We start from the raw sequence: 20,132 nt of genomic DNA on the forward strand, positions 1-20,132 counted from the left end.
CCCATGGCCACCAAGAAACGAGGACTCGGCCGCGGCCTGGACGCTCTGCTCGGCGGTAGTACCGCCGCCACCCTGGAAGAGGAAGCGGTCAAGGTCGACAGCCGTGAGCTGCAGCACCTGCCGCTGGACCTGATCCAGCGCGGCAAGTACCAGCCACGCCGCGACATGGACCCGTCGGCCCTGGAAGAACTGGCCAACTCGATCAAGGTTCAGGGCGTGATGCAGCCGATCGTGGTGCGCCCCATCGGTGGCGGCCGCTTCGAGATCATCGCCGGTGAACGCCGTTGGCGCGCCAGCCAGCAGGCCGGCCTGGACAAGATCCCGGCCATGGTCCGCGAAGTGCCGGACGAAGCTGCCATCGCCATGGCGCTGATCGAGAACATCCAGCGCGAAGACCTCAATCCGATCGAGGAAGCCGTGGCCCTGCAGCGCCTGCAGCAGGAGTTCGAGCTGACCCAGCAGCAGGTCGCCGATGCGGTGGGCAAGTCGCGGGTCACCATCACCAACCTGCTACGCCTGATCGCTCTGCCGGAAGAGATCAAGACCCTGCTCGCCCATGGCGATCTGGAGATGGGCCACGCCCGTGCCCTGCTCGGTCTGCCCCTGGAACAGCAGGTGGAAGGCGCGCGACATGTTGTCGCACGCGGCCTCACCGTGCGCCAAACCGAAGCACTGGTACGCCAGTGGCTGAATACCAAGGAAAAGCCTGCCGAGAAGGTCAAGGCCGACCCGGACATCAACCGCCTGGAACAGCGCCTGGCCGAGAAGCTAGGGGCTCCCGTGCAGATCAAGCACGGTCAGAAGGGCAAGGGCCAATTGGTGATCCGCTACAACTCGCTGGACGAGCTGCAGGGCGTACTCGCCCACATCCGCTGAAATCTCGACACAATTGCACATGTAGCGGGCGGTCGGAATTCACTACCGGCCAGTTGAACAGGGGGGGAACCCCCCCTATACTCTGCGCGCATTTTGTCGGCACAAAGTATGCCAAGTTGTTGATTTAACGTGCCGACCCAGAGGAACAGCGAGAGATGGACGCCCGCACGCCGAACCGCCTGCCCTTCCATCGTCTACCGGTCTTTCCGGTGCTGCTGGCCCAACTGGTCGTGATTCTGTTGGCCGCCGCCGCCCTGTATGGCTGGCGCGGCGCGGTAAGCGGCTATTCGGGACTCTGCGGGGGGCTTATTGCCTGGCTCCCCAACCTGTATTTCGCCCACAAGGCTTTCCGCTTCAGCGGGGCCCGGGCCGCCCAGAGCATCGTCCGGTCGTTCTACGCCGGCGAGACGGGCAAGCTGATTCTGACGGCAGTGCTGTTTGCACTGACGTTCGTAGTGGTGAAACCACTGGCGGCACCGGCCCTGTTCGGTGTCTTCGTGCTGGCGCTCAGCGTTGGCTGGTTCGCACCGCTGCTGATGAGAACAAGACTTTCGAGACCTTAGAGCGTTTGAGGCAAACATGGCAGAACAAACCGCTTCGGGCTATATCCAGCACCACCTGCAGAACCTGACTTTCGGGCAACTGCCGAATGGTGACTGGGGCTTCGCCCACACCGCGCAAGAAGCAAAGGAAATGGGCTTCTGGGCCTTCCACGTAGACACCCTGGGTTGGTCGGTAGTTCTCGGCCTGGTGTTCATCCTGCTGTTCCGCATGGCAGCCAAGCGCGCCACCAGCGGTCAACCGGGTGGTCTGCAGAACTTCGTCGAAGTACTGATCGAGTTCGTCGACGGCAGCGTGAAGGACACCTTCCACGGCCGTAACGCTCTGATCGCCCCGCTGGCCCTGACCATCTTCGTCTGGATCTTCCTGATGAACCTGATGGACTTGGTGCCGGTGGACTTCCTGCCGATGACTGCTGCCTGGATTACCGGCAACGAGCACCTGTTCTTCCGTGTGGTGCCGACTACCGACCCGAACGCCACCCTGGGCATGGCCCTGTCGGTGTTTGCGCTGATCGTGTTCTACAGCATCAAGGTCAAGGGCATTGGCGGCTTCCTCGGTGAGTTGACCCTGCACCCGTTCAGCAGCAGCAACATCGTTGTGCAGATCCTGCTGATCCCGGTGAACTTCCTGCTCGAGTTCGTCACCCTGATCGCCAAGCCGATTTCTCTGGCTCTGCGTCTGTTCGGCAACATGTATGCCGGCGAACTGATCTTCATCCTGATTGCCGTGATGTTCGGCAGTGGTCTGTTCCTGCTCAGCACCCTGGGTGTTGCGCTGAACTGGGCGTGGGCTGTGTTCCACATCCTGATCATCACCCTGCAGGCGTTCATCTTCATGATGCTGACCATCGTCTACCTGTCGATGGCACACGAAGACAACCACTAAGAGGCTTCGGCCTCTTTAGGTAACCAAAACCGCTTTACCGCTTCACTTAACCCTTTAAACAAATACGACGTAAAAGTCGGGAGGAAAAATGGAAACTGTAGTTGGTCTCACCGCGATTGCTGTTGCCCTGCTGATCGGTCTGGGCGCTCTGGGTACCGCCATTGGCTTCGGCCTGCTGGGCGGCAAATTCCTGGAAGGCGCTGCTCGTCAGCCGGAAATGGTTCCGATGCTGCAGGTGAAAATGTTCATCGTCGCCGGTCTGCTGGACGCCGTGACCATGATCGGCGTTGGTATCGCTCTGTTCTTCACCTTCGCGAACCCCTTCGTTGGTCAAATCGCCGGCTAATCACTCGCTTGCGAGTTGATTGGTTTGACGAAACAACGAACAGCGAGGTATTGGCGTGAACATTAATGCAACCCTGATTGGCCAGGCCGTTGCGTTCTTCATTTTCGTGCTGTTCTGCATGAAGTTCGTATGGCCTCCGGTCATCACGGCTCTGCGCGAACGCCAAAAGAAGATCGCCGATGGTCTGGACGCCGCCAACCGTGCGGCTCGCGATCTGGAACTGGCCCACGAGAAAGTGGCTCAGCAACTGCGCGAAGCCAAAACCCAGGCTGCTGAAATCATCGAGCAAGCCAAGAAGCGCGGCACTCAGATCGTCGACGAAGCCCGTGATCAGGCTCGCGTCGAAGCTGACCGTGTGAAGGCTCAGGCTCAGGCCGAGATCGAACAGGAACTGAACAGCGTCAAAGACGCCCTGCGTGCCCAAGTGGGTGCCCTGGCCGTTGGCGGTGCTGAGAAGATCCTGGGTGCCACCATCGATCAGAACGCGCACGCGGAGCTGGTTAACAAACTGGCCGCCGAAATCTAAGCGAGGGCGATCATGGCAGAACTGACCACGCTGGCCCGTCCTTACGCTAAGGCTGCCTTCGAGTACGCACAAGGCAACCAGCAGCTGGCCGCTTGGTCGGCCATGCTGGGCCTCGCTGCAGCGGTGTCGCAAGACGACACCATGCAGCGCGTGCTCAAGGCCCCGCGTTTGACGAGCGCAGAAAAGGCCACCGCTTTTAACGAAGTGTGTGGTGACAAGTTCGACGCCCAGGCACGTAACTTCATTTCCATCGTTTCCGAAAACGGTCGTCTCGACCTGTTGCCGGAGATCGCCGCCCAGTTCGAGCTGTACAAGGCCGAGCAGGAGAAGTCGGTAGACGTGGAAGTGACCAGTGCCTTCGCATTGAGCACAGAACAGCAAGACAAACTCGCCAAGGTTCTCAACGCACGGCTCAGCCGAGAAGTGCGTCTGCACGTGACGGAAGACGCTGCCCTACTGGGTGGCGTGGTTATCCGCGCGGGCGACCTGGTTATCGATGGCTCGGTTCGCGGCAAAATCGCGAAGCTGGCCGAAGCGTTGAAATCTTGAGTTTGAAGGGGCAGCAGAGCAATGCAGCAACTCAATCCTTCCGAAATTAGTGAAATCATCAAGGGACGTATCGAGAAACTCGACGTCTCTTCCCAAGCCCGCAACGAAGGTACCGTGGTATCCGTCTCCGACGGTATCGTGCGTATCTATGGTCTGGCCGACGTTATGTACGGCGAAATGATCGAGTTCCCGGGCGGCGTCTACGGTATGGCGCTGAACCTGGAGCAAGACTCCGTCGGCGCCGTAGTGCTGGGTGCATACACCAGCCTCGCCGAAGGCATGAGCGCCAAGTGCACCGGCCGCATCCTGGAAGTCCCGGTTGGTCCGGAACTGCTGGGCCGCGTAGTCGACGCACTGGGCAACCCGATCGATGGCAAAGGCCCGATCAATGCTCAAGCCACCGACGCTGTCGAGAAAGTCGCTCCGGGCGTGATCTGGCGTAAGTCGGTCGACCAGCCGGTGCAAACCGGTTACAAGTCGGTCGATGCCATGATCCCGGTAGGCCGTGGCCAGCGCGAGCTGATCATCGGTGACCGTCAGATCGGTAAGACCGCTCTGGCCGTCGACGCCATCATCAACCAGAAGAACAGCGGCATCCGCTGCGTCTACGTAGCCATCGGTCAGAAGCAATCGACCATCGCCAACGTGGTACGCAAGCTGGAAGAAGCTGGCGCCCTGGCCAACACCATCGTGGTTGCCGCCTCGGCTTCGGAATCGGCTGCCCTGCAGTTCCTGGCTCCGTACGCTGGTTGCACTATGGGCGAATACTTCCGCGACCGCGGTGAAGACGCCCTGATCGTGTACGACGACCTGTCCAAGCAGGCCGTTGCCTACCGCCAGATCTCCCTGCTGCTGCGCCGTCCGCCGGGCCGCGAAGCTTACCCAGGCGACGTGTTCTATCTCCACAGCCGTCTGCTGGAGCGCGCTTCCCGCGTTTCCGAAGAGTATGTCGAGAAGTTCACCAATGGCGCTGTGACTGGCAAGACTGGTTCCCTGACCGCTCTGCCGATCATCGAAACCCAGGCTGGTGACGTTTCCGCGTTCGTTCCGACCAACGTGATCTCGATCACCGACGGTCAGATCTTCCTGGAATCGGCCATGTTCAACTCGGGTATCCGTCCGGCCGTCAACGCCGGTATCTCGGTTTCCCGCGTGGGTGGTGCCGCTCAGACCAAGATCATCAAGAAGCTGTCCGGTGGTATCCGTACCGCTCTGGCTCAGTACCGTGAACTGGCGGCCTTCGCCCAGTTCGCTTCTGACCTGGACGAGGCTACCCGCAAGCAGCTGGATCACGGTCAGCGCGTTACCGAGCTGATGAAGCAGAAGCAGTACGCGCCGATGTCGATCGCCGACATGTCGGTGAGCCTGTACGCCGCCGAGCGTGGTTTCCTGGCCGACGTCGAAGTCGCCAAGATCATCAGCTTCGAGCAGGCCCTGATCGCCTTCTTCAACCGTGAGAACGCCGCTCTGATGGCGAAGATCAACGAGAAGGGCGACTTCAATGACGACATCGATGGCCAGCTGAAAGCCGGTATCGAGAAGTTCAAGGCCACCCAAACCTGGTAAGCCGCAGTGGGGGTCGCGAGGCCCCCGCTTGCTAACCTGATAGGTGTTACATGGCAGGCGCAAAAGAGATTCGCAGCAAGATTGCGAGCATCAAAAGCACGCAGAAGATCACCAGCGCCATGGAAAAGGTGGCGACCAGCAAAATGCGCAGAGCTCAACAGCGCATGGCTGCTAGTCGTCCCTACGCGGAGCGTATCCGCCAGGTGATTGGTCATCTGGCCAACGCCAACCCGGAATATCGTCACCCGTTCATGATCGAGCGTGAAGTTAAGCGCGTCGGTTACGTGGTGGTGAGTTCGGACCGTGGTCTGTGCGGTGGTCTGAATACCAACCTGTTCAAGGCTCTGGTCAAGGACATGGCGAGCAATCGCGAGCAAGGCGTAGAGGTTGATCTCTGCGTGATTGGCAGCAAGGGTGCGGCGTTCTTCCGCAACTTTGGTGGCAATGTTGTTGCTGCGATCAGCCACCTGGGCGAAGAACCGTCGATCAACGATCTGATCGGTTCCGTCAAGGTCATGCTCGATGCTTACCTCGAAGGTCGCATCGATCGTCTGTCCGTGGTCTCGAACAAGTTCGTCAATACCATGACGCAAAAGCCGACAGTGGAGCAGCTCGTTCCCCTGGTGGCGACTCCGGATGAAGGTCTCAAGCACCACTGGGACTACCTGTACGAACCCGACGCCAAACAGCTGCTCGACGGCCTGATGGTGCGTTATGTGGAGTCGCAGGTGTACCAGTCGGTAGTAGAGAACAACGCTGCTGAACAAGCGGCGCGGATGATCGCGATGAAGAACGCCACCGACAACGCTGGCGATCTGATCAAAGACCTGCAGCTGATTTACAACAAGGCTCGTCAGGCAGCGATCACCCAGGAAATTTCGGAAATCGTCGGCGGCGCTGCCGCGGTTTAAGAACGGTTCAAATATTCAGAGGAACCAAAGATGAGTAGCGGACGTATCGTTCAAATCATCGGCGCCGTTATCGACGTGGAATTCCCGCGTGATCAGGTGCCGAGTGTTTATGAAGCGCTGAAAGTAGTCGGCGCCGAAACCACCCTGGAAGTTCAGCAGCAGCTGGGCGACGGCGTGGTTCGTTCCATCGCCATGGGCTCGACCGAAGGTCTGAAGCGTGGCCTGGACGTCACCCGTACTGGCAAGGCCATCTCCGTTCCGGTCGGTAAAGCGACCCTGGGCCGGATCATGGACGTGCTGGGCAACCCGATCGACGAAGCTGGCCCGATCGGCGAAGAAGAGCAGTGGGAAATCCACCGCGCTGCGCCGTCGTACGCCGAACAAGCTGGCGGCAACGAGCTGCTGGAAACCGGCATCAAGGTAATCGACCTGGTCTGCCCGTTCGCCAAGGGCGGTAAAGTCGGTCTGTTCGGTGGTGCCGGTGTCGGCAAGACCGTAAACATGATGGAACTGATCCGTAACATCGCCATGGAACACAGCGGTTATTCCGTGTTCGCTGGTGTGGGTGAGCGTACTCGTGAGGGTAACGACTTCTACCACGAGATGAAGGACTCCAACGTTCTCGACAAAGTAGCCCTGGTCTACGGTCAGATGAACGAGCCGCCAGGCAACCGTCTGCGCGTTGCGCTGACCGGCCTGACCATGGCCGAGAAGTTCCGTGATGAAGGTCGTGACGTTCTGCTGTTCGTCGACAACATCTACCGTTACACCCTCGCCGGTACCGAAGTATCCGCACTGCTGGGCCGTATGCCTTCCGCAGTAGGTTACCAGCCGACTCTGGCCGAAGAGATGGGCGTTCTGCAGGAGCGTATTACCTCCACCAAGAACGGCTCGATCACCTCGGTACAGGCCGTATACGTACCTGCGGACGACCTGACCGACCCGAGCCCGGCGACCACCTTCGCCCACTTGGACGCCACCGTCGTACTGTCGCGTGACATCGCCTCCCTGGGTATCTACCCGGCCGTGGACCCGCTGGACTCCACCTCCCGCCAGCTCGATCCGCTGGTTGTAGGTGTGGACCACTACGAGACCGCGCGTGGCGTGCAGTACGTTCTGCAGCGCTACAAGGAACTGAAGGACATCATCGCGATCCTCGGTATGGACGAACTGTCGGAAGCCGACAAGCAGCTGGTATCCCGTGCTCGTAAGATCCAGCGCTTCCTGTCCCAGCCGTTCTTCGTGGCCGAAGTCTTCACCGGTTCGCCAGGCAAGTACGTTTCCCTGAAGGACACCATCGCTGGTTTCAGCGGCATCCTGAAAGGTGACTACGATCACCTGCCGGAGCAGGCGTTCTACATGGTTGGCAGCATCGACGAAGCCATCGAGAAAGCCAAGAAACTGTAATCCCCTGTGCGCCCGGCAACGGGCGCTCGTGAGGCAAGCGTATGGCCATTACTGTCCATTGCGACATCGTCAGTGCCGAAGCGGAGATCTTCTCCGGTTTGGTCGAGATGGTGATTGCGCACGGCAACCTGGGCGATCTCGGTATCGCTCCGGGCCACGCCCCGCTGATCACCGACCTGAAACCGGGCCCAATCCGCCTGGTCAAGCAGGGTGGCGAGCATGAGGTGTTCTACATCTCGGGTGGTTTCCTCGAAGTTCAGCCGAACATGGTGAAGGTCCTGGCCGACACCGTGACCCGCGCTGGCGATATCGACGAAGCTGCTGCCCAGGAGGCCCTCAAGGCCGCCGAGAAGGCACTCAACGAGAAGGGCTCGGAATTCGATTACGGTTCCGCCGCCGCTCACCTGGCCGAAGTCGCAGCCCAGCTGCGTACCGTCCAGCAGCTGCGCAAGAAGTACTGAGTCCCGCACTCCGACTTCAGCGTTAGCGAGTAAAAGGGTAGCCTTGGCTACCCTTTTTCTTTTCTGCCGTTTTTATCCACAGGTGGTGTTCCACCTGTGCCCGTTCAGGATTCCGCTATGTCCCTCGATATCGTCATCCTCGCCGCCGGCCAGGGCACCCGCATGCGCTCGGCCTTGCCCAAGGTGCTGCATCCGGTTGCCGGCAAGCCCATGCTCGGCCATGTCATCGACACCGCCCGCAAGCTGGCGCCGCGCAAGATCCACGTGGTCATCGGCCACGGTGCCGAATTGGTCCGCGAGCGCCTGGCGGCCGACGATATCAACTTCGTGCTGCAGGCCGAGCAGCTGGGTACTGGTCACGCCGTGGCCCAGGCGCTGCCGGCGCTGGAAGCGGAGAAGGTACTGATCCTCTATGGCGATGTGCCGCTGACCCAGGTGGAGACCCTGACCCGTCTGCTCGAGCAGGCCAACGAGTCCCAACTGGGACTGCTGACGGTCAACCTGGCCGATCCCACCGGCTACGGCCGCATCGTGCGTGACGCCAACGGCGTGGTGCAGGCGATCGTCGAGCACAAGGATGCCAGCGAGGCGCAACGCGCCATCTGCGAAGGCAACACCGGCATCCTCGCCGTACCGGGCAAGCGCCTCGGCGATTGGCTGGGCCGCCTGTCCAACAGCAACGCCCAGGGCGAGTACTACCTCACCGACGTGATCGCCATGGCCGTGGCCGACGGCCTGGTGGTGGCTACCGAGACCGCCCAGGACGAGATGGAAGTGCTGGGCGCCAACGACCGCATTCAGTTGTCGCAGCTCGAATGTCATTACCAGCAACGTATGGCTCGCCAGCTGATGGCCCAGGGCGTAACCCTGTTCGACCCGCATCGTTTCGACGTGCGTGGCGAAGTGAGCGTGGGCCGCGACGTGACCATCGACATCAATGTGATCCTCGAAGGCCGCGTGGTGATCGAGGACGATGTGCAGATCGGCCCGAACTGCGTGATCAAGGATTCCCTCCTGCGCCGCGGCGCCATCGTCAAAGCCAACAGTCACCTGGAAGGTGCCGAAGTGGGCGAGGGCGCCGACTGCGGCCCGTTTGCCCGTCTGCGTCCTGGCGCCAAGCTCGGTGCCAAGGCCCATGTCGGCAACTTCGTCGAGCTGAAGAACGCGGTGCTGGGCGAGGGCGCCAAGGCCGGCCACCTGAGCTACCTGGGCGACGCCGAGATCGGCGCGCGCACCAACATCGGCGCGGGCACCATCACCTGCAACTACGACGGTGCCAACAAGCACAAGACGGTGATGGGCGAGGACGTGTTCATCGGCTCCAACAGCTCCATCGTCGCCCCCGTGACCCTGGGCAACGGCGCCACCACCGGTGCCGGCTCTACGGTGACCCAGGACGTACCGGCGGCCGCACTGGCTGTGGGCCGCGCTAAGCAGCGCAACATCGAAGGCTGGAAGCGCCCGCAGAAGATGCCGAAGTAGTCGGATGCGAGTAAGCAAAAGGCGGCCTTGGCCGCCTTTTGTGCATTCTGAGCTTGACCGAAAGCTTTCATTAGGTTTTGATTCGCGCACTTATCTTTCGAATCGAAACTTAAATGTCGAAACGCAACACTCCCCAGCGCCGCCACGCGATTCTCGCCTTGCTCAACGAGCAGGGCGAGGTGGTCGTGGATGCCCTGGCGCAGCATTTCGCCACCTCCGAAGTTACGATTCGAAAGGATCTGGCCGAGCTGGAGAAGAACGGCCTGCTGCTGCGTCGCTACGGTGGCGCCGTGCCCATGCCGCAGGAGCTGATCGGCGAGCCGGCTCAGCCCATCTCCCGTCATAAGCAGGCCATCGCCCGCGCGGCGGTCAGCCTGATCCGCGAGCACGCGCGCATCATTATCGACAGTGGCAGCACCACTGCAGCGATGATTCGCCAGCTCGGCCACAAGCCCGGCCTGGTGGTGATGACCAACTCGCTGAACGTGGCCAACGCCCTGCGCGACATCGAGCACGAACCGGTGCTGCTTATGACCGGCGGTACCTGGGACCCGCACTCCGAGTCCTTCCAGGGCCAGGTCGCCGAGCAGGTGCTGCGTTCCTACGACTTCGACCAGCTGTTCATCGGCGCCGATGGCATCGACCTGGCGCGTGGCACCACCACCTTCAACGAGCTGCTCGGCCTGTCGCGGGTCATGGCCGAGGTGGCCCGCGAGGTCATCGTCATGGTCGAGAGCGACAAGATCGGCCGCCGCATTCCCAACCTGGAGCTGCCCTGGAGCAGCCTCCATACCCTGATCACCGACGACCGCCTGGATAGCCAGGTGGCCGAACAGATACGCGCGCGTGGGGTCCAGCTGATCCTCGCCGCCGCTTCCTGAGGAGAACCCCTATGTGTGGCATCGTTGGCGCCGTCGCCGAACGCAACATCACCCCGATCCTGGTCGAAGGCCTCAAGCGCCTGGAATACCGCGGCTATGACAGCGCCGGCGTGGCGGTCTTCACCCAGGCCGGCGAACTGCAGCGCCGCCGCCGCGTGGGCAAGGTCGCCGAGCTGGAACAGGCCCTGGCTGGCGAGCCGCTGACTGGTCACCTGGGCATCGCCCACACCCGCTGGGCCACCCACGGCGCGCCGAGCGAGCGCAACGCCCACCCGCACTTCTCCGGTGAGCAACTGGCCGTGGTGCACAACGGCATCATCGAGAACCACGAGGAACTGCGCGAGCGCCTCAAGGGCCTCGGCTACGTGTTCACCTCCGATACCGACACCGAGACCATCGTCCACCTGCTGCACCACAAGCTGCAGCAGCTCGGCGACCTCACCGCTGCGCTCAAGGCCGCCATTCCCGAGCTGCATGGCGCCTACGGCCTGGCCGTGATCAGCGCCGCCCAGCCGGACCGCATCCTCGCCGCCCGCAGTGGCAGCCCGCTGGTGATCGGCCTGGGCCTGGGTGAGAACTTCCTCGCCTCTGATCAGCTCGCCCTGCGCCAGGTCACCGACCGTTTCATGTACCTGGAGGAGGGTGATATCGCCGAAATCCGCCGCGACAGCGTGCAGATCTGGGACGTCGCCGGCCAATCCGTACAGCGTGAATCGGTGCAGTACCACGAGGGTGCCGAAGCCGCCGACAAGGGCGAATACCGCCACTTCATGCTCAAGGAAATCCACGAGCAGCCCAAGGTCGTGCAGCGCACCCTGGAAGGCCGCCTGGGCGGCGACCACGTTCTGGTCCAGGCCTTCGGCCCGCAGGCCGCCGAGCTGTTCGCCAAGGTACGCAACGTGCAGATCGTCGCCTGCGGTACCAGCTACCACGCCGGCATGGTCGCCCGTTACTGGCTCGAAGCGCTGACCGGCATTCCCTGCCAGATCGAAGTGGCCAGCGAGTTCCGCTACCGCCAGGTGGCCGTGCAGCCGGACAGCCTGTTCGTCAGCATCTCCCAGTCCGGCGAGACCGCCGACACCCTGGCTGCACTGCGCAACGCCAAGCAGGCCGGCTACCTGGCCAGCCTGACCATCTGCAACGTCGGCACCAGCTCCCTGGTGCGCGAGTCCGACCTGTGCCTGCTGACCCAGGCCGGCCCGGAAATCGGCGTGGCCTCGACCAAGGCCTTCACCACCCAGCTGGTCTCCCTGCTGCTGCTGACCCTGGCCCTCGGCCAGGTGCGCGGTACCCTGCAAGCCGGTGTCGCTGCCGAGCTGGTGGAAGAACTGCGTCGCCTGCCGACCCGCCTGGGCGAGGCACTGGCCATGGACAAGACCGTGGAGAAGGTCGCCGAACTGTTCGCCGAGAAGCACCACACCCTGTTCCTCGGCCGCGGCGCCCAGTACCCGGTGGCCATGGAAGGTGCGCTCAAGCTCAAGGAAATCTCCTACATCCACGCCGAGGCCTACCCGGCCGGCGAGCTCAAGCACGGCCCGCTGGCCCTGGTCGACGCCGACATGCCGGTGGTCACCGTGGCGCCGAACAACGAGCTGCTGGAAAAGCTCAAGTCCAACCTGCAGGAAGTCCGCGCCCGTGGCGGCGAGCTGATCGTCTTCGCCGATGGCGCCGCCGGCATGAGCAACGGCGAAGGCACCCAGGTGATCAACATGCCGCACATCCACGACGTGCTGGCGCCGATCCTCTACACCGTTCCGCTGCAGCTGCTGTCCTACTACGTGGCCGTGCTCAAGGGCACCGACGTGGACCAGCCGCGCAACTTGGCCAAGTCGGTGACGGTGGAGTAAGGAAAAAAGCGAAAAAGGAAGCGGGGCAAAGCCCCGCTTTTTTCCTTATTCGTGGCGAGGCTGAGCCATTGAACCTAGTGAATCCATCCCCCATCGGCATCTTGCCGATGCCGAGCTTTACGTCCGTTTCTCCTCTTACATGCCAGTGTTCTGCCTAAGCTAGCGGTAACCATCGCTAGCTGGAGCCTGCCCATGTCGTTCTCTATTTCACGAAACTTGCTGCTGGCTTTGAGCCTGCTGCCTGCCATGGCCTTCGCCGAGATTCGCCCTGGCCTATGGGAGTTCAGTGGCGAGGCGCAGAGCGATGGCCAGCCGGTGCCGAATATGCAGGAGGTGCTCGGCCAGCTGCAGAATCTGGCGCCCGAGCAGCGCCAGATGATGGAGCAGATGCTCAAACAGAAGGGTGTGAAGCTCGGTAGTTCCGGCGTGCAGTTGTGCATCAGCCCGGAGCGGGCCAAGGGCCAGGACATTCCGTTGCAGGACCCGGATTCCGGGTGCAGTCACGAGGTCACCGAGCGCAGCGCGCAGCTGTGGAAATTCCGCTTCACCTGCCCCAATGGCCAGGGGGAAGGTGAGACCCACTTCCAGAGCGACACAGCCTTCACCACCCAGGTCAAGGGTGTCTACGACGGTCGCGAGAGCACGATGAACAGCCAGGCGCGCTGGATCGGCGAGGACTGCGGCGGCCTGCCGCCACGCTGAGGGCGGGTCGGCGACGCCGTGCGCTGAGCACGGTTACACTGCTTGCCGGATCAGGGAGTGAGGGCGTGGCATGCAGGGAATCGTCGGGTGGGCCGGTCTGGTGTTGCTTGTACTGGTGCTGCTGGTCGGCATCTATGGCTACAACCTGCTGGTGTTCAACCGGGCGCGCGTGGCCGAGGCCTGGAGCGGCATCGATGTGCAGCTCAAGCGCCGCTCCAGCCTGATCCCGCAACTGGTCGCCTGCCTGCGGGCCTATATGGCCCATGAGCGCGACACCCTGGAGGAGCTGGTCAGCCGCCGCGGCGAGGTGCAGGCCCACGAGGCCGATAGCGCCGCCGGGCGCGGCCCGGTCGAGGGCCAGTTGAGTGCCTCGTTGCTGCGCGCCTTCGCCCTCGCCGAACGCTACCCCGAGCTGAAGGCCGATGCGGTGTTCCTCGACCTGCAGCGCACCCTCAGTGAGGTGGAAGACCATATCCAGATGGCGCGCCGTTACTACAACGGCGCGGTTCGTGAGCTCAACGTGCTGGTCGAGTCGGTGCCGAGCAATCTGCTGGCCAAGGCCTTCGGCTTCCGCTGCGCCGCCTATTTCACGTTGGAAGACGCCCGCGACGCACAGTCGCCGAACATGGAGTTCTGAACATGCCGGGATGGCTGAGGATTCTGTCGTTGTTGTGTTGCCTGTTGCCTGGCGTATCGCAGGCGCAGGAGCGCATCGAGGATTTCGCCGTGCAGTTGCGCGTGACCGGCGACGGCATGCTCGAGGTGATCGAGAAGATCACCGTGCACGCCGAGGGCGAGCAGATTCAGCGCGGCATCTACCGCGACATTCCGGTGACCTACAGCCTGCCGGGCGGCCTGCTGCGCAAGACGCCCATTGCGCTGCTCGGCGCCACCCGCGACGGTGCTCCCGAGTCGGTGCGCGAGGAGCGCATCGGCGCCTACCAGCGCTTCTACCTGGGCAGCCCGGCGCACTACCTGCAGCCGGGCCGCTACGTGTACCGCCTGCACTACCGCGTCGACCCGCAGCTGCTGCATCGCGCGGACGAGGACGAGCTGTACTGGAACGTCACCGGCAACGCCTGGGCTTTCCCCATCCTGCAGGCCTCGGTGCGCCTGCAGCTGCCGGCCGGGGCGCGTATCGGCAGCGTCTACGGCTATACCGGCGCCAGTGGCGAGCAGGGCGCGGGATACCGGGAGGTGGAGCGTGGCGCTGACTACCTGCGCCTGGAGACCACCGAGGTGCTGGCGCCGCAGCAGGGTTTCACTCTGGCAGTGGGCTGGCCGGCCGGCTTGGTCGAGCGTCCCAGCCTGTTGTGGCGAGGGCTGCGACTGTTGTGGGACAACGCCGGCGTGGCTCTAGGCGGGCTGCTCTGGTTGGCGCTGCTGGGCTATTACGTTCGTACTTGGCGACGAGTCGGCCGCGATCCGCGCAAGGGCCTGCATATCGTGCGTTTCGAGGCGCCGGACGATCTCAGCCCGGTGCAGGTCGGCTACCTCTGGCACAAGGGCTTTCGCGGCGGCTTCGACGAGGCGCGGGCGCTCGGCGTGTGCTTCACCGACTGGGCGATCCGTGGGCTGATTCGCCTGGAGGATCTCCCGCATGGCGGTGGCTTCAGTGTGCAGCGTGGCGATAAGCCGATCGAGGAAGGCCGGGTCGGCGAGATCGAATGGCTGCGTCGGATGTTCCCGGCGAGCAAGGCCGACGCGCCGCTGGAGTTGGGCGGCCGCTATCAACCACGCCTGGCAGAGATGAAGACGCGCATGGTCGACAGCCTGGCGACTCATGGCCGCCTGTGGCACGCCAACAATCGCAGCGCCTGGGCCACCGGCCTGGCTATCGCCGTACCCGGCCTGCTGCTCAGCGTGCTGACCGGCTTGCAGGGCGAGGAGCAGTGGGGGCTGGCCATTGGTGGTCTGATGTTCAGCCTGGGCTTCGGTGTGCCCACGGCGGTGGTGCTGGGCCTGGCTTTGCGCGAGTCGGGTTATGGCAAGCGCCTCGTGCTGTGGCTGGTGGCGCTGATGTTCGGCTTCCCGGTGCCGATCGGCCTGTGGATGTTGCTGTATGCCTGCTCGCTGCCGGTGATGCTGTTGGTGATCGCCTATCTGCTGGTGGTGGCGCTGTTCTACCGCTGGCTGGAGGCGCCTTCGGCAAAGGGACAGGAGCTGCTGGATGCGGCGGCCGGTTACCGCGACTACCTGCAGCTGGCCGAGGGCGAGGTGCTGGAGCGCGCCGGTGGTTCGCCAGTCATGACCATCGCCCTGTATGAGCGGCACTTGGCCTATGCCATGGCTCTGGGTGTGGAGGAGAAATGGAGCGCGCGCTTCGCCGCCGCGCTGCAGTCTGGCCTGATCGACGCCGAGCAGTACCAGCCGGACTGGTATCGGGCTCGCGGTAGTCTGAGTTCGCCGTCCAGCTTCGGTACGGTGCTGAGTTCCAGTCTGGTCAGTGCCTCGGCCAGCGCTTCGACGCCGCCGGCCAGTTCGTCGTCCGGCGGCGGAGGTTCGTCCGGTGGCGGCTCCTCGGGCGGTGGTAGCGGCGGCGGGGGAGGCGGCGGCTGGTAGGTGTCGTTATGGGCTGTGGATAACTTGGCGGCCGCTCCCCGCCATCGTTACTGGCTCAGACGAAGTCGCATGGTTGGGGTGATTTTTGTTGTTTATGTTATGTTATAACTCAAACATAAGCCCTGATGAGACTTGCCCGTGCTCAGCCAAGCCGAACTCCTGGCCATGCCCGCCTCTGCCTACATGGACGCAGCGCAGCAGGCCTTTTTCCGCCTGCTGTTGCTGGCGCAGCGCGAGGAGCTGCAGCAGCGCATTGCCAGCGAATGCGCCGATCTGCGTGAACTCGAGCCGACCAGCGATCCGGCGGATGCCGGCAGCGCCGAAGAGCAACGCCAGTGGCAGCTGCGTGTGCTGGAGCGGGAGAAGCGCCTACTGGACAAGATCGACGCCGCCCTGCAACGCCTCGCCCACGGCGAGTACGGCTGGTGCGCGGAGACCGGCGAGCCGATCGGTCTGCCCCGGCTGCTGCTGCGCCCGACGGCGACGCTGTGTGTCGAGGCCAAGGAACGTCAGGAACGCCGCGAACGACATATCCGTGATCTGTGAGGACTTCCCGATGGACCAGCGTCTCCCCGTAACTGTGCTCTCCGGCTTCCTCGGTGCCGGCAAGAGCACCCTGCTCAACCAGGTGCTGCGCAACCGCGCCGGCCTGCGCGTGGCGGTGATCGTCAACGACATGAGCGAGATCAACCTCGACGGCACGGCGGTGCAGCGCGATGTCAGCCTCAATCGCGCCGAAGAAAAACTGGTGGAGATGAGCAACGGCTGCATCTGCTGCACCCTGCGCGAGGATCTGCTGCAAGAGGTCGCCCGCCTGGCCCGCGAGGGGCGCTTCGACTACCTGCTGATCGAGTCGACCGGCATCGGCGAGCCGCTACCAGTGGCCGAGACCTTCACCTTCCGCGACGAACAGGGCCAGAGCCTGTCGGACCTGGCGCGGCTGGACACCATGGTCACGGTGGTCGACGGAGTGAACTTCCTGCGCGACTTCCAGGCCGCCGAGAGTCTGGCCAGCCGTGGCGAGACCCTCGGCAAGGACGATCACCGCGCGATCACCGATCTGCTGATCGAGCAGGTGGAGTTCGCCGACGTGCTGCTGGTGAGCAAGGCCGACCTGATCGACGCCGAGCAGTGCGCGGAGCTGCAGGCGATCCTGCGCCGCCTCAACACCCATGCCGAGATTCTGCCGATGAGCATGGGCGAGGTGCCACTGGACAAGGTGCTCAACACCGGCCGCTTCGACTTCGAGCGGGCGTCCGAGGCGCCGGGCTGGCTCAAGGAGCTGCGTGGCGAGCACGTGGCGGAGAGCGAGGAGTACGGCATCGGCTCGACCGCCTACCAGGCGCGCCGGCCGTTCCACCCCGAACGCTTCTTCGCTTTCCTCGACCGCGAATGGGTCAATGGCCGGCTGCTGCGCTCCAAGGGCTACTTCTGGCTGGCCAGCCAGCACCGCGAGGCCGGAAGCTGGTCGCAGGCCGGCGGCTTGATGCGTTACGGCCAGGCCGGTCGCTGGTGGCGCTTCGTGCCGCGCGAGCAGTGGCCGCAGGACGAGGAGGGGCTGCGTACGGTGATGGCCAAGTGGGACGTGGCGGTTGGCGACTGTCGCCAGGAGCTGGTGTTCATCGGCCAGGGCATCGACTTCGCCCGCCTGCATGCCGAGCTCGATGCCTGCCTGCTCAGCGATGCGGAAATGGCAGGTGGCCCGACGGCCTGGGCGCTGTTGCCGGACCCGTTCGCGGCCGCGGCCTGATCAGGGCTCCAGCCACTGGCCCTGGCTCTGCTGCTCGCAGGCGGGCTTGAGGTAGCGGGCGTCGCTGGCCACGCCGTAGTAATGGATATCCTGCTGGTACGGCGTGCCCTGCACCTTGGCGTTGCGGCATTCGCCAAACGCGCCGCTGGGGCACTGGTCGGCGAAACGCACCTGGACCTTCTGGTCCTTCAGCTGCGGGGCGCAGAAACCGTTGCGGAACAGGTTTTTGGGGATGCTGCGGTTCTGCTGGCAGAGCTTGACCTCAACCTGCTGGCCCTCGCTGTGCACCACGCAGGCCTCGGCCCAAACCTGGCCGGCCAGGCCCAGCAGGAGCAGGGCAACCATCGCACGCATCGCATCGTCCTCAACGACAAAGCGGCGACTTTAGCCTTTCCCGGCGCCGCGTGAAACCGCACCATAGCGCCATGCTCGCCAACATCCCCACACATCTGATCGCCGGCCCCCTAGGGGCGGGCAAGACCAGCCTGATCCGCCACCTGCTGACGCACAAGCCGGCGGGCGAACGCTGGGCGGTGCTGATCAACGAGTTCGGCCAGATCGGTCTCGACCAGGCGTTGCTGACGACCGGGCAGGATGGCGTGAGCCTGGCCGAGATTCCCGGCGGCTGCCTGTGCTGCGTCGCCGGTGCGCCATTCCAGGTCGGCCTCGGACGCCTGCTGCGCCAGGCGCGTCCGGATCGGTTGCTGATCGAGCCGTCCGGCCTTGGCCATCCACTCGAATTGCTGCGCCAGCTGCGCGAGGCGCCCTGGGCCGGAGTGCTGGACCTGCAGCCGCTGGTGCTGGTGCTGGATGCGCAGGCCCTGGCCGCCGGCCAGGCGCTGCCGGAGAGCCAGCAGGTAACCCTGGAGCATGCCGGCCTGTTGCTGCTGAACAAGGCCGAGGGGTTGGATGAGGAGAGCCGTGAGCGTGTGCAGGCATTGCTGCCGGCCCGACCACTGCACTGGACCAGCAACGGCGCCCTGGATTTCACCAGGCTACCGGGGGCTGATGCCCAAGCGCAGCAAGCCACCCAGGCTCCCGAACTACCTTCGGGCAGAGCGCCGCTGGCGGCGATCTGGAGCGATCCCAGTCAGCCGATCTGTCAGGTGCAGGAGCAGGCCGAAGGCTGGAGCATCGGCTGGCGCTTTCATCCTAGCCAGGTCTTCGATCTCGACAGGGTCGGGCTCTGGCTGGGCGGGTTGGATTGGCGTCGTGCCAAGCTGGTGCTGCATGGGCAGGGTGGCTGGCAATCGGCCAATGCGCTGGAGGGCGACGGCCTGCAGTGGCGTGTCAGCGAATGGCGGCGGGATTCGCGCCTGGAGCTGATCTTCGCCGCCCCGCAGGATGCTGTGGGGCTGTCTGCGGCCTTGGCGGACTGCCGCCTGGTCTAGCGGGCCAGCAGGGCTTCCAGACCCATACCGGCCAGCAGCAGGGCCAGCAGACCCAGGCTGAAGCGGCGTACAGCTGGCGAACGGTAGAAGGCGATCCGGCGGTTGTCGTGCTCGTCGGCGACCTGTAGATGGTGATCGAACTCTGTGGGCGCGGTGCTCAGTAGCTGCCAGGCGCGCGCGGCGTCGTGCTCGTGCGGCAGCAGCAGGGCGAAGCGATGGCCGCGGGCCTCCTCGCCAAGGTCGCAGGCGATGGACTCGATGCCTTGCTGGCTGAGATGGTCACGCAGGAAGTCGATGTAGCTGCCGTTGTCGGAGGTGCGCAGGTTCTGCAAGGCGTGGTCCTTGTCCACGGTGGAGGGGCGGCCGTACAGGGCCGATCGCATGGTAGCAGAGTGCCAGTTCGTGATGTGGTCGACATTTCGGTCTCTGCCGATTTAGCTGCATGTAGCGCCTTTATCGCCGAACATTCGGCGCCTTTGCCGGCCTGACTGGGCTGTGGTCTGTCGTTACACTGGGCACAGTTTTCCGTTTCGGTTCGCTATCTATGCACCTGCTTCCCTGGTCCCATCCCACCTCTGCCGGCTTCACCCTGGCCGGTTGGCACACCGCGCCAAGCGGCAAGCCGCTGCTGCATTTCCTGCACGGCAATGGCTTCTGCGGGCGTACCTACGAGCCGATGCTGGCACCGTTGGCCGAGCACTTCGACCTCTGGCTGTGCGATGCCCAGGGCCATGGCGATACCGAGCATGGCGGTCGTTTCCATGGCTGGAACCGCAGTGCCGAGCTGGCGGTGGAGGCCTTCACGGCTGGGCGTGGAATCTTCGGCGAGGTGCCGCGCTATGCGCTGGGCCACAGCTTTGGCGGGGTGCTGACCAGCCTGATCCTGGCGCGCGAGCCGCAGCTGTTCCGCCGTGCCGTGCTGCTCGACCCGGTGCTGTTCAGCAAGTCGATGATCGGTGCCATGGCGCTGTCCGAGCTGGTCGGCCTGCATCGGCGCAACGTGATGGCGAAGAAGTCTGCCAGTCGCCGCCGGCAGTGGCCGGACCGGGCCAATGCCTTCGGCCTGCTGCAGGGCAAGGGCATCTTCCGTGGCTGGACCGACGCGGCGCTGCAGGCCTATGTCGATCACGCGCTGAAGGATGCCGAGGACGGCAGCGTCGAGCTGAAGTGCCGGCCGAGCCGCGAGGTGGATATCTTCAGTTCCTTCCCCAAACGGCTGTGGCCGTCGCTGGGCAAGATCGCCACGCCGAGCCTGCTGCTCTACGGCGACAAGACCTACCCCTTCGTCGGCCAGTCGGCCAAGCGCCTGAACGGGCTCAACGCCGCGGTGAGCATCGCCGAGGTGCCGGGCGGGCACTGCTTCATGCAGGAACATCCCGAGGATACCGCCGAGCGGGCGCGCGCCTTCCTCCTGGCCCGGGCCTGA

Annotated in this window: 22 protein-coding genes; 20 read left to right on the top strand and 2 right to left on the bottom strand. The window is 63.8% G+C overall.

Features of this window, described 5'->3' with window-relative positions; genetic code table 11:
• Window positions 1-3: 3 nt before the first annotated feature.
• From IP89_RS21675 to zigA, 18 genes are all read left to right on the top strand, one after another.
• On the top strand, window positions 4-876 hold the full coding sequence (locus IP89_RS21675) for a ParB/RepB/Spo0J family partition protein (RefSeq protein WP_043311978.1): 873 nt from the start codon (window positions 4-6) through the stop codon (window positions 874-876).
• Window positions 877-1,031: 155 nt separating this feature from the next.
• Window positions 1,032-1,439, top strand: coding sequence for a F0F1 ATP synthase subunit I (locus IP89_RS21680; RefSeq protein WP_043311979.1), 408 nt, complete (start codon window positions 1,032-1,034; stop codon window positions 1,437-1,439).
• A gap of 16 nt (window positions 1,440-1,455) precedes the next feature.
• Window positions 1,456-2,325 (top strand): F0F1 ATP synthase subunit A, encoded by an 870-nt coding sequence (atpB, locus tag IP89_RS21685; protein ID WP_043311980.1) that lies wholly within the window; start codon window positions 1,456-1,458, stop codon window positions 2,323-2,325.
• An 88-nt stretch (window positions 2,326-2,413) separates the two neighbouring features.
• The gene (gene atpE / locus IP89_RS21690) at window positions 2,414-2,671 is read left to right on the top strand and encodes a F0F1 ATP synthase subunit C (protein ID WP_003097235.1); all 258 of its coding nucleotides are present in this window, start codon (window positions 2,414-2,416) and stop codon (window positions 2,669-2,671) included.
• A gap of 55 nt (window positions 2,672-2,726) precedes the next feature.
• Complete coding sequence (locus IP89_RS21695; RefSeq protein WP_043311981.1) at window positions 2,727-3,197, top strand: F0F1 ATP synthase subunit B; 471 nt, start codon at window positions 2,727-2,729, stop codon at window positions 3,195-3,197.
• Between the two features lie 12 nt (window positions 3,198-3,209).
• Window positions 3,210-3,746 carry a F0F1 ATP synthase subunit delta gene (locus IP89_RS21700; protein ID WP_043311982.1) on the top strand — a complete coding sequence of 179 codons (537 nt, stop codon included), beginning with the start codon at window positions 3,210-3,212 and terminating at the stop codon, window positions 3,744-3,746.
• Window positions 3,747-3,767: 21 nt separating this feature from the next.
• On the top strand, window positions 3,768-5,312 hold the full coding sequence (gene atpA / locus IP89_RS21705; protein ID WP_021702536.1) for a F0F1 ATP synthase subunit alpha: 1,545 nt from the start codon (window positions 3,768-3,770) through the stop codon (window positions 5,310-5,312).
• Window positions 5,313-5,362: 50 nt separating this feature from the next.
• The gene (atpG, locus tag IP89_RS21710; RefSeq protein WP_043311983.1) at window positions 5,363-6,223 is read left to right on the top strand and encodes a F0F1 ATP synthase subunit gamma; all 861 of its coding nucleotides are present in this window, start codon (window positions 5,363-5,365) and stop codon (window positions 6,221-6,223) included.
• 30 nt (window positions 6,224-6,253) lie between these two features.
• The gene (gene atpD / locus IP89_RS21715; RefSeq protein WP_043311984.1) at window positions 6,254-7,630 is read left to right on the top strand and encodes a F0F1 ATP synthase subunit beta; all 1,377 of its coding nucleotides are present in this window, start codon (window positions 6,254-6,256) and stop codon (window positions 7,628-7,630) included.
• Between the two features lie 41 nt (window positions 7,631-7,671).
• Window positions 7,672-8,091 (top strand): F0F1 ATP synthase subunit epsilon, encoded by a 420-nt coding sequence (locus tag IP89_RS21720; RefSeq protein ID WP_043311985.1) that lies wholly within the window; start codon window positions 7,672-7,674, stop codon window positions 8,089-8,091.
• A 117-nt stretch (window positions 8,092-8,208) separates the two neighbouring features.
• Window positions 8,209-9,573, top strand: coding sequence for a bifunctional UDP-N-acetylglucosamine diphosphorylase/glucosamine-1-phosphate N-acetyltransferase GlmU (gene glmU, locus IP89_RS21725; RefSeq protein WP_043311986.1), 1,365 nt, complete (start codon window positions 8,209-8,211; stop codon window positions 9,571-9,573).
• Between the two features lie 113 nt (window positions 9,574-9,686).
• Entirely contained in the window at window positions 9,687-10,454 is a 768-nt protein-coding gene (locus tag IP89_RS21730; protein ID WP_043311987.1) for a DeoR/GlpR family DNA-binding transcription regulator, read from the top strand.
• An 11-nt stretch (window positions 10,455-10,465) separates the two neighbouring features.
• On the top strand, window positions 10,466-12,301 hold the full coding sequence (glmS, locus tag IP89_RS21735; RefSeq protein ID WP_043311989.1) for a glutamine--fructose-6-phosphate transaminase (isomerizing): 1,836 nt from the start codon (window positions 10,466-10,468) through the stop codon (window positions 12,299-12,301).
• A gap of 192 nt (window positions 12,302-12,493) precedes the next feature.
• On the top strand, window positions 12,494-13,003 hold the full coding sequence (locus tag IP89_RS21740; protein ID WP_043311990.1) for a DUF3617 domain-containing protein: 510 nt from the start codon (window positions 12,494-12,496) through the stop codon (window positions 13,001-13,003).
• Window positions 13,004-13,073: 70 nt separating this feature from the next.
• The gene (locus IP89_RS21745; protein WP_043311992.1) at window positions 13,074-13,640 is read left to right on the top strand and encodes a LemA family protein; all 567 of its coding nucleotides are present in this window, start codon (window positions 13,074-13,076) and stop codon (window positions 13,638-13,640) included.
• A 2-nt stretch (window positions 13,641-13,642) separates the two neighbouring features.
• Window positions 13,643-15,565, top strand: a complete 1,923-nt coding sequence (locus IP89_RS21750) for a DUF2207 domain-containing protein (protein ID WP_043311994.1) — start codon at window positions 13,643-13,645, stop codon at window positions 15,563-15,565.
• A 165-nt stretch (window positions 15,566-15,730) separates the two neighbouring features.
• Complete coding sequence (gene dksA, locus IP89_RS21755) at window positions 15,731-16,111, top strand: RNA polymerase-binding protein DksA (RefSeq protein WP_043312221.1); 381 nt, start codon at window positions 15,731-15,733, stop codon at window positions 16,109-16,111.
• Window positions 16,112-16,121: 10 nt separating this feature from the next.
• Window positions 16,122-17,315: a zinc metallochaperone GTPase ZigA gene (gene zigA, locus IP89_RS21760; protein WP_043311996.1), complete on the top strand. Its 1,194-nt coding sequence runs from the start codon at window positions 16,122-16,124 to the stop codon at window positions 17,313-17,315.
• On the opposite strand, the gene IP89_RS21765 is transcribed toward zigA, so the two are convergent.
• On the bottom strand, window positions 17,316-17,669 hold the full coding sequence (locus IP89_RS21765) for a hypothetical protein (protein ID WP_043311997.1): 354 nt from the start codon (window positions 17,667-17,669) through the stop codon (window positions 17,316-17,318).
• A gap of 71 nt (window positions 17,670-17,740) precedes the next feature.
• Here IP89_RS21765 and IP89_RS21770 point away from each other — a divergent pair, with 71 nt between their 5' ends.
• Window positions 17,741-18,706, top strand: a complete 966-nt coding sequence (locus tag IP89_RS21770) for a GTP-binding protein (protein WP_043311999.1) — start codon at window positions 17,741-17,743, stop codon at window positions 18,704-18,706.
• On the opposite strand, the gene IP89_RS21775 is transcribed toward IP89_RS21770, so the two are convergent.
• Window positions 18,703-19,089, bottom strand: a complete 387-nt coding sequence (locus tag IP89_RS21775; protein ID WP_043312001.1) for a hypothetical protein — start codon at window positions 19,087-19,089, stop codon at window positions 18,703-18,705. The genes IP89_RS21770 and IP89_RS21775 overlap by 4 nt on opposite strands.
• Before the next feature lie 161 nt (window positions 19,090-19,250).
• On the opposite strand from IP89_RS21775, the gene IP89_RS21780 reads away from it, so the two are divergent.
• The gene (locus tag IP89_RS21780) at window positions 19,251-20,132 is read left to right on the top strand and encodes an alpha/beta fold hydrolase (protein ID WP_043312003.1); all 882 of its coding nucleotides are present in this window, start codon (window positions 19,251-19,253) and stop codon (window positions 20,130-20,132) included.

Origin of the sequence: Pseudomonas sp. ML96 (genome assembly GCF_000761545.1) — a bacterium.
Taxonomy (GTDB): domain Bacteria; phylum Pseudomonadota; class Gammaproteobacteria; order Pseudomonadales; family Pseudomonadaceae; genus Aquipseudomonas.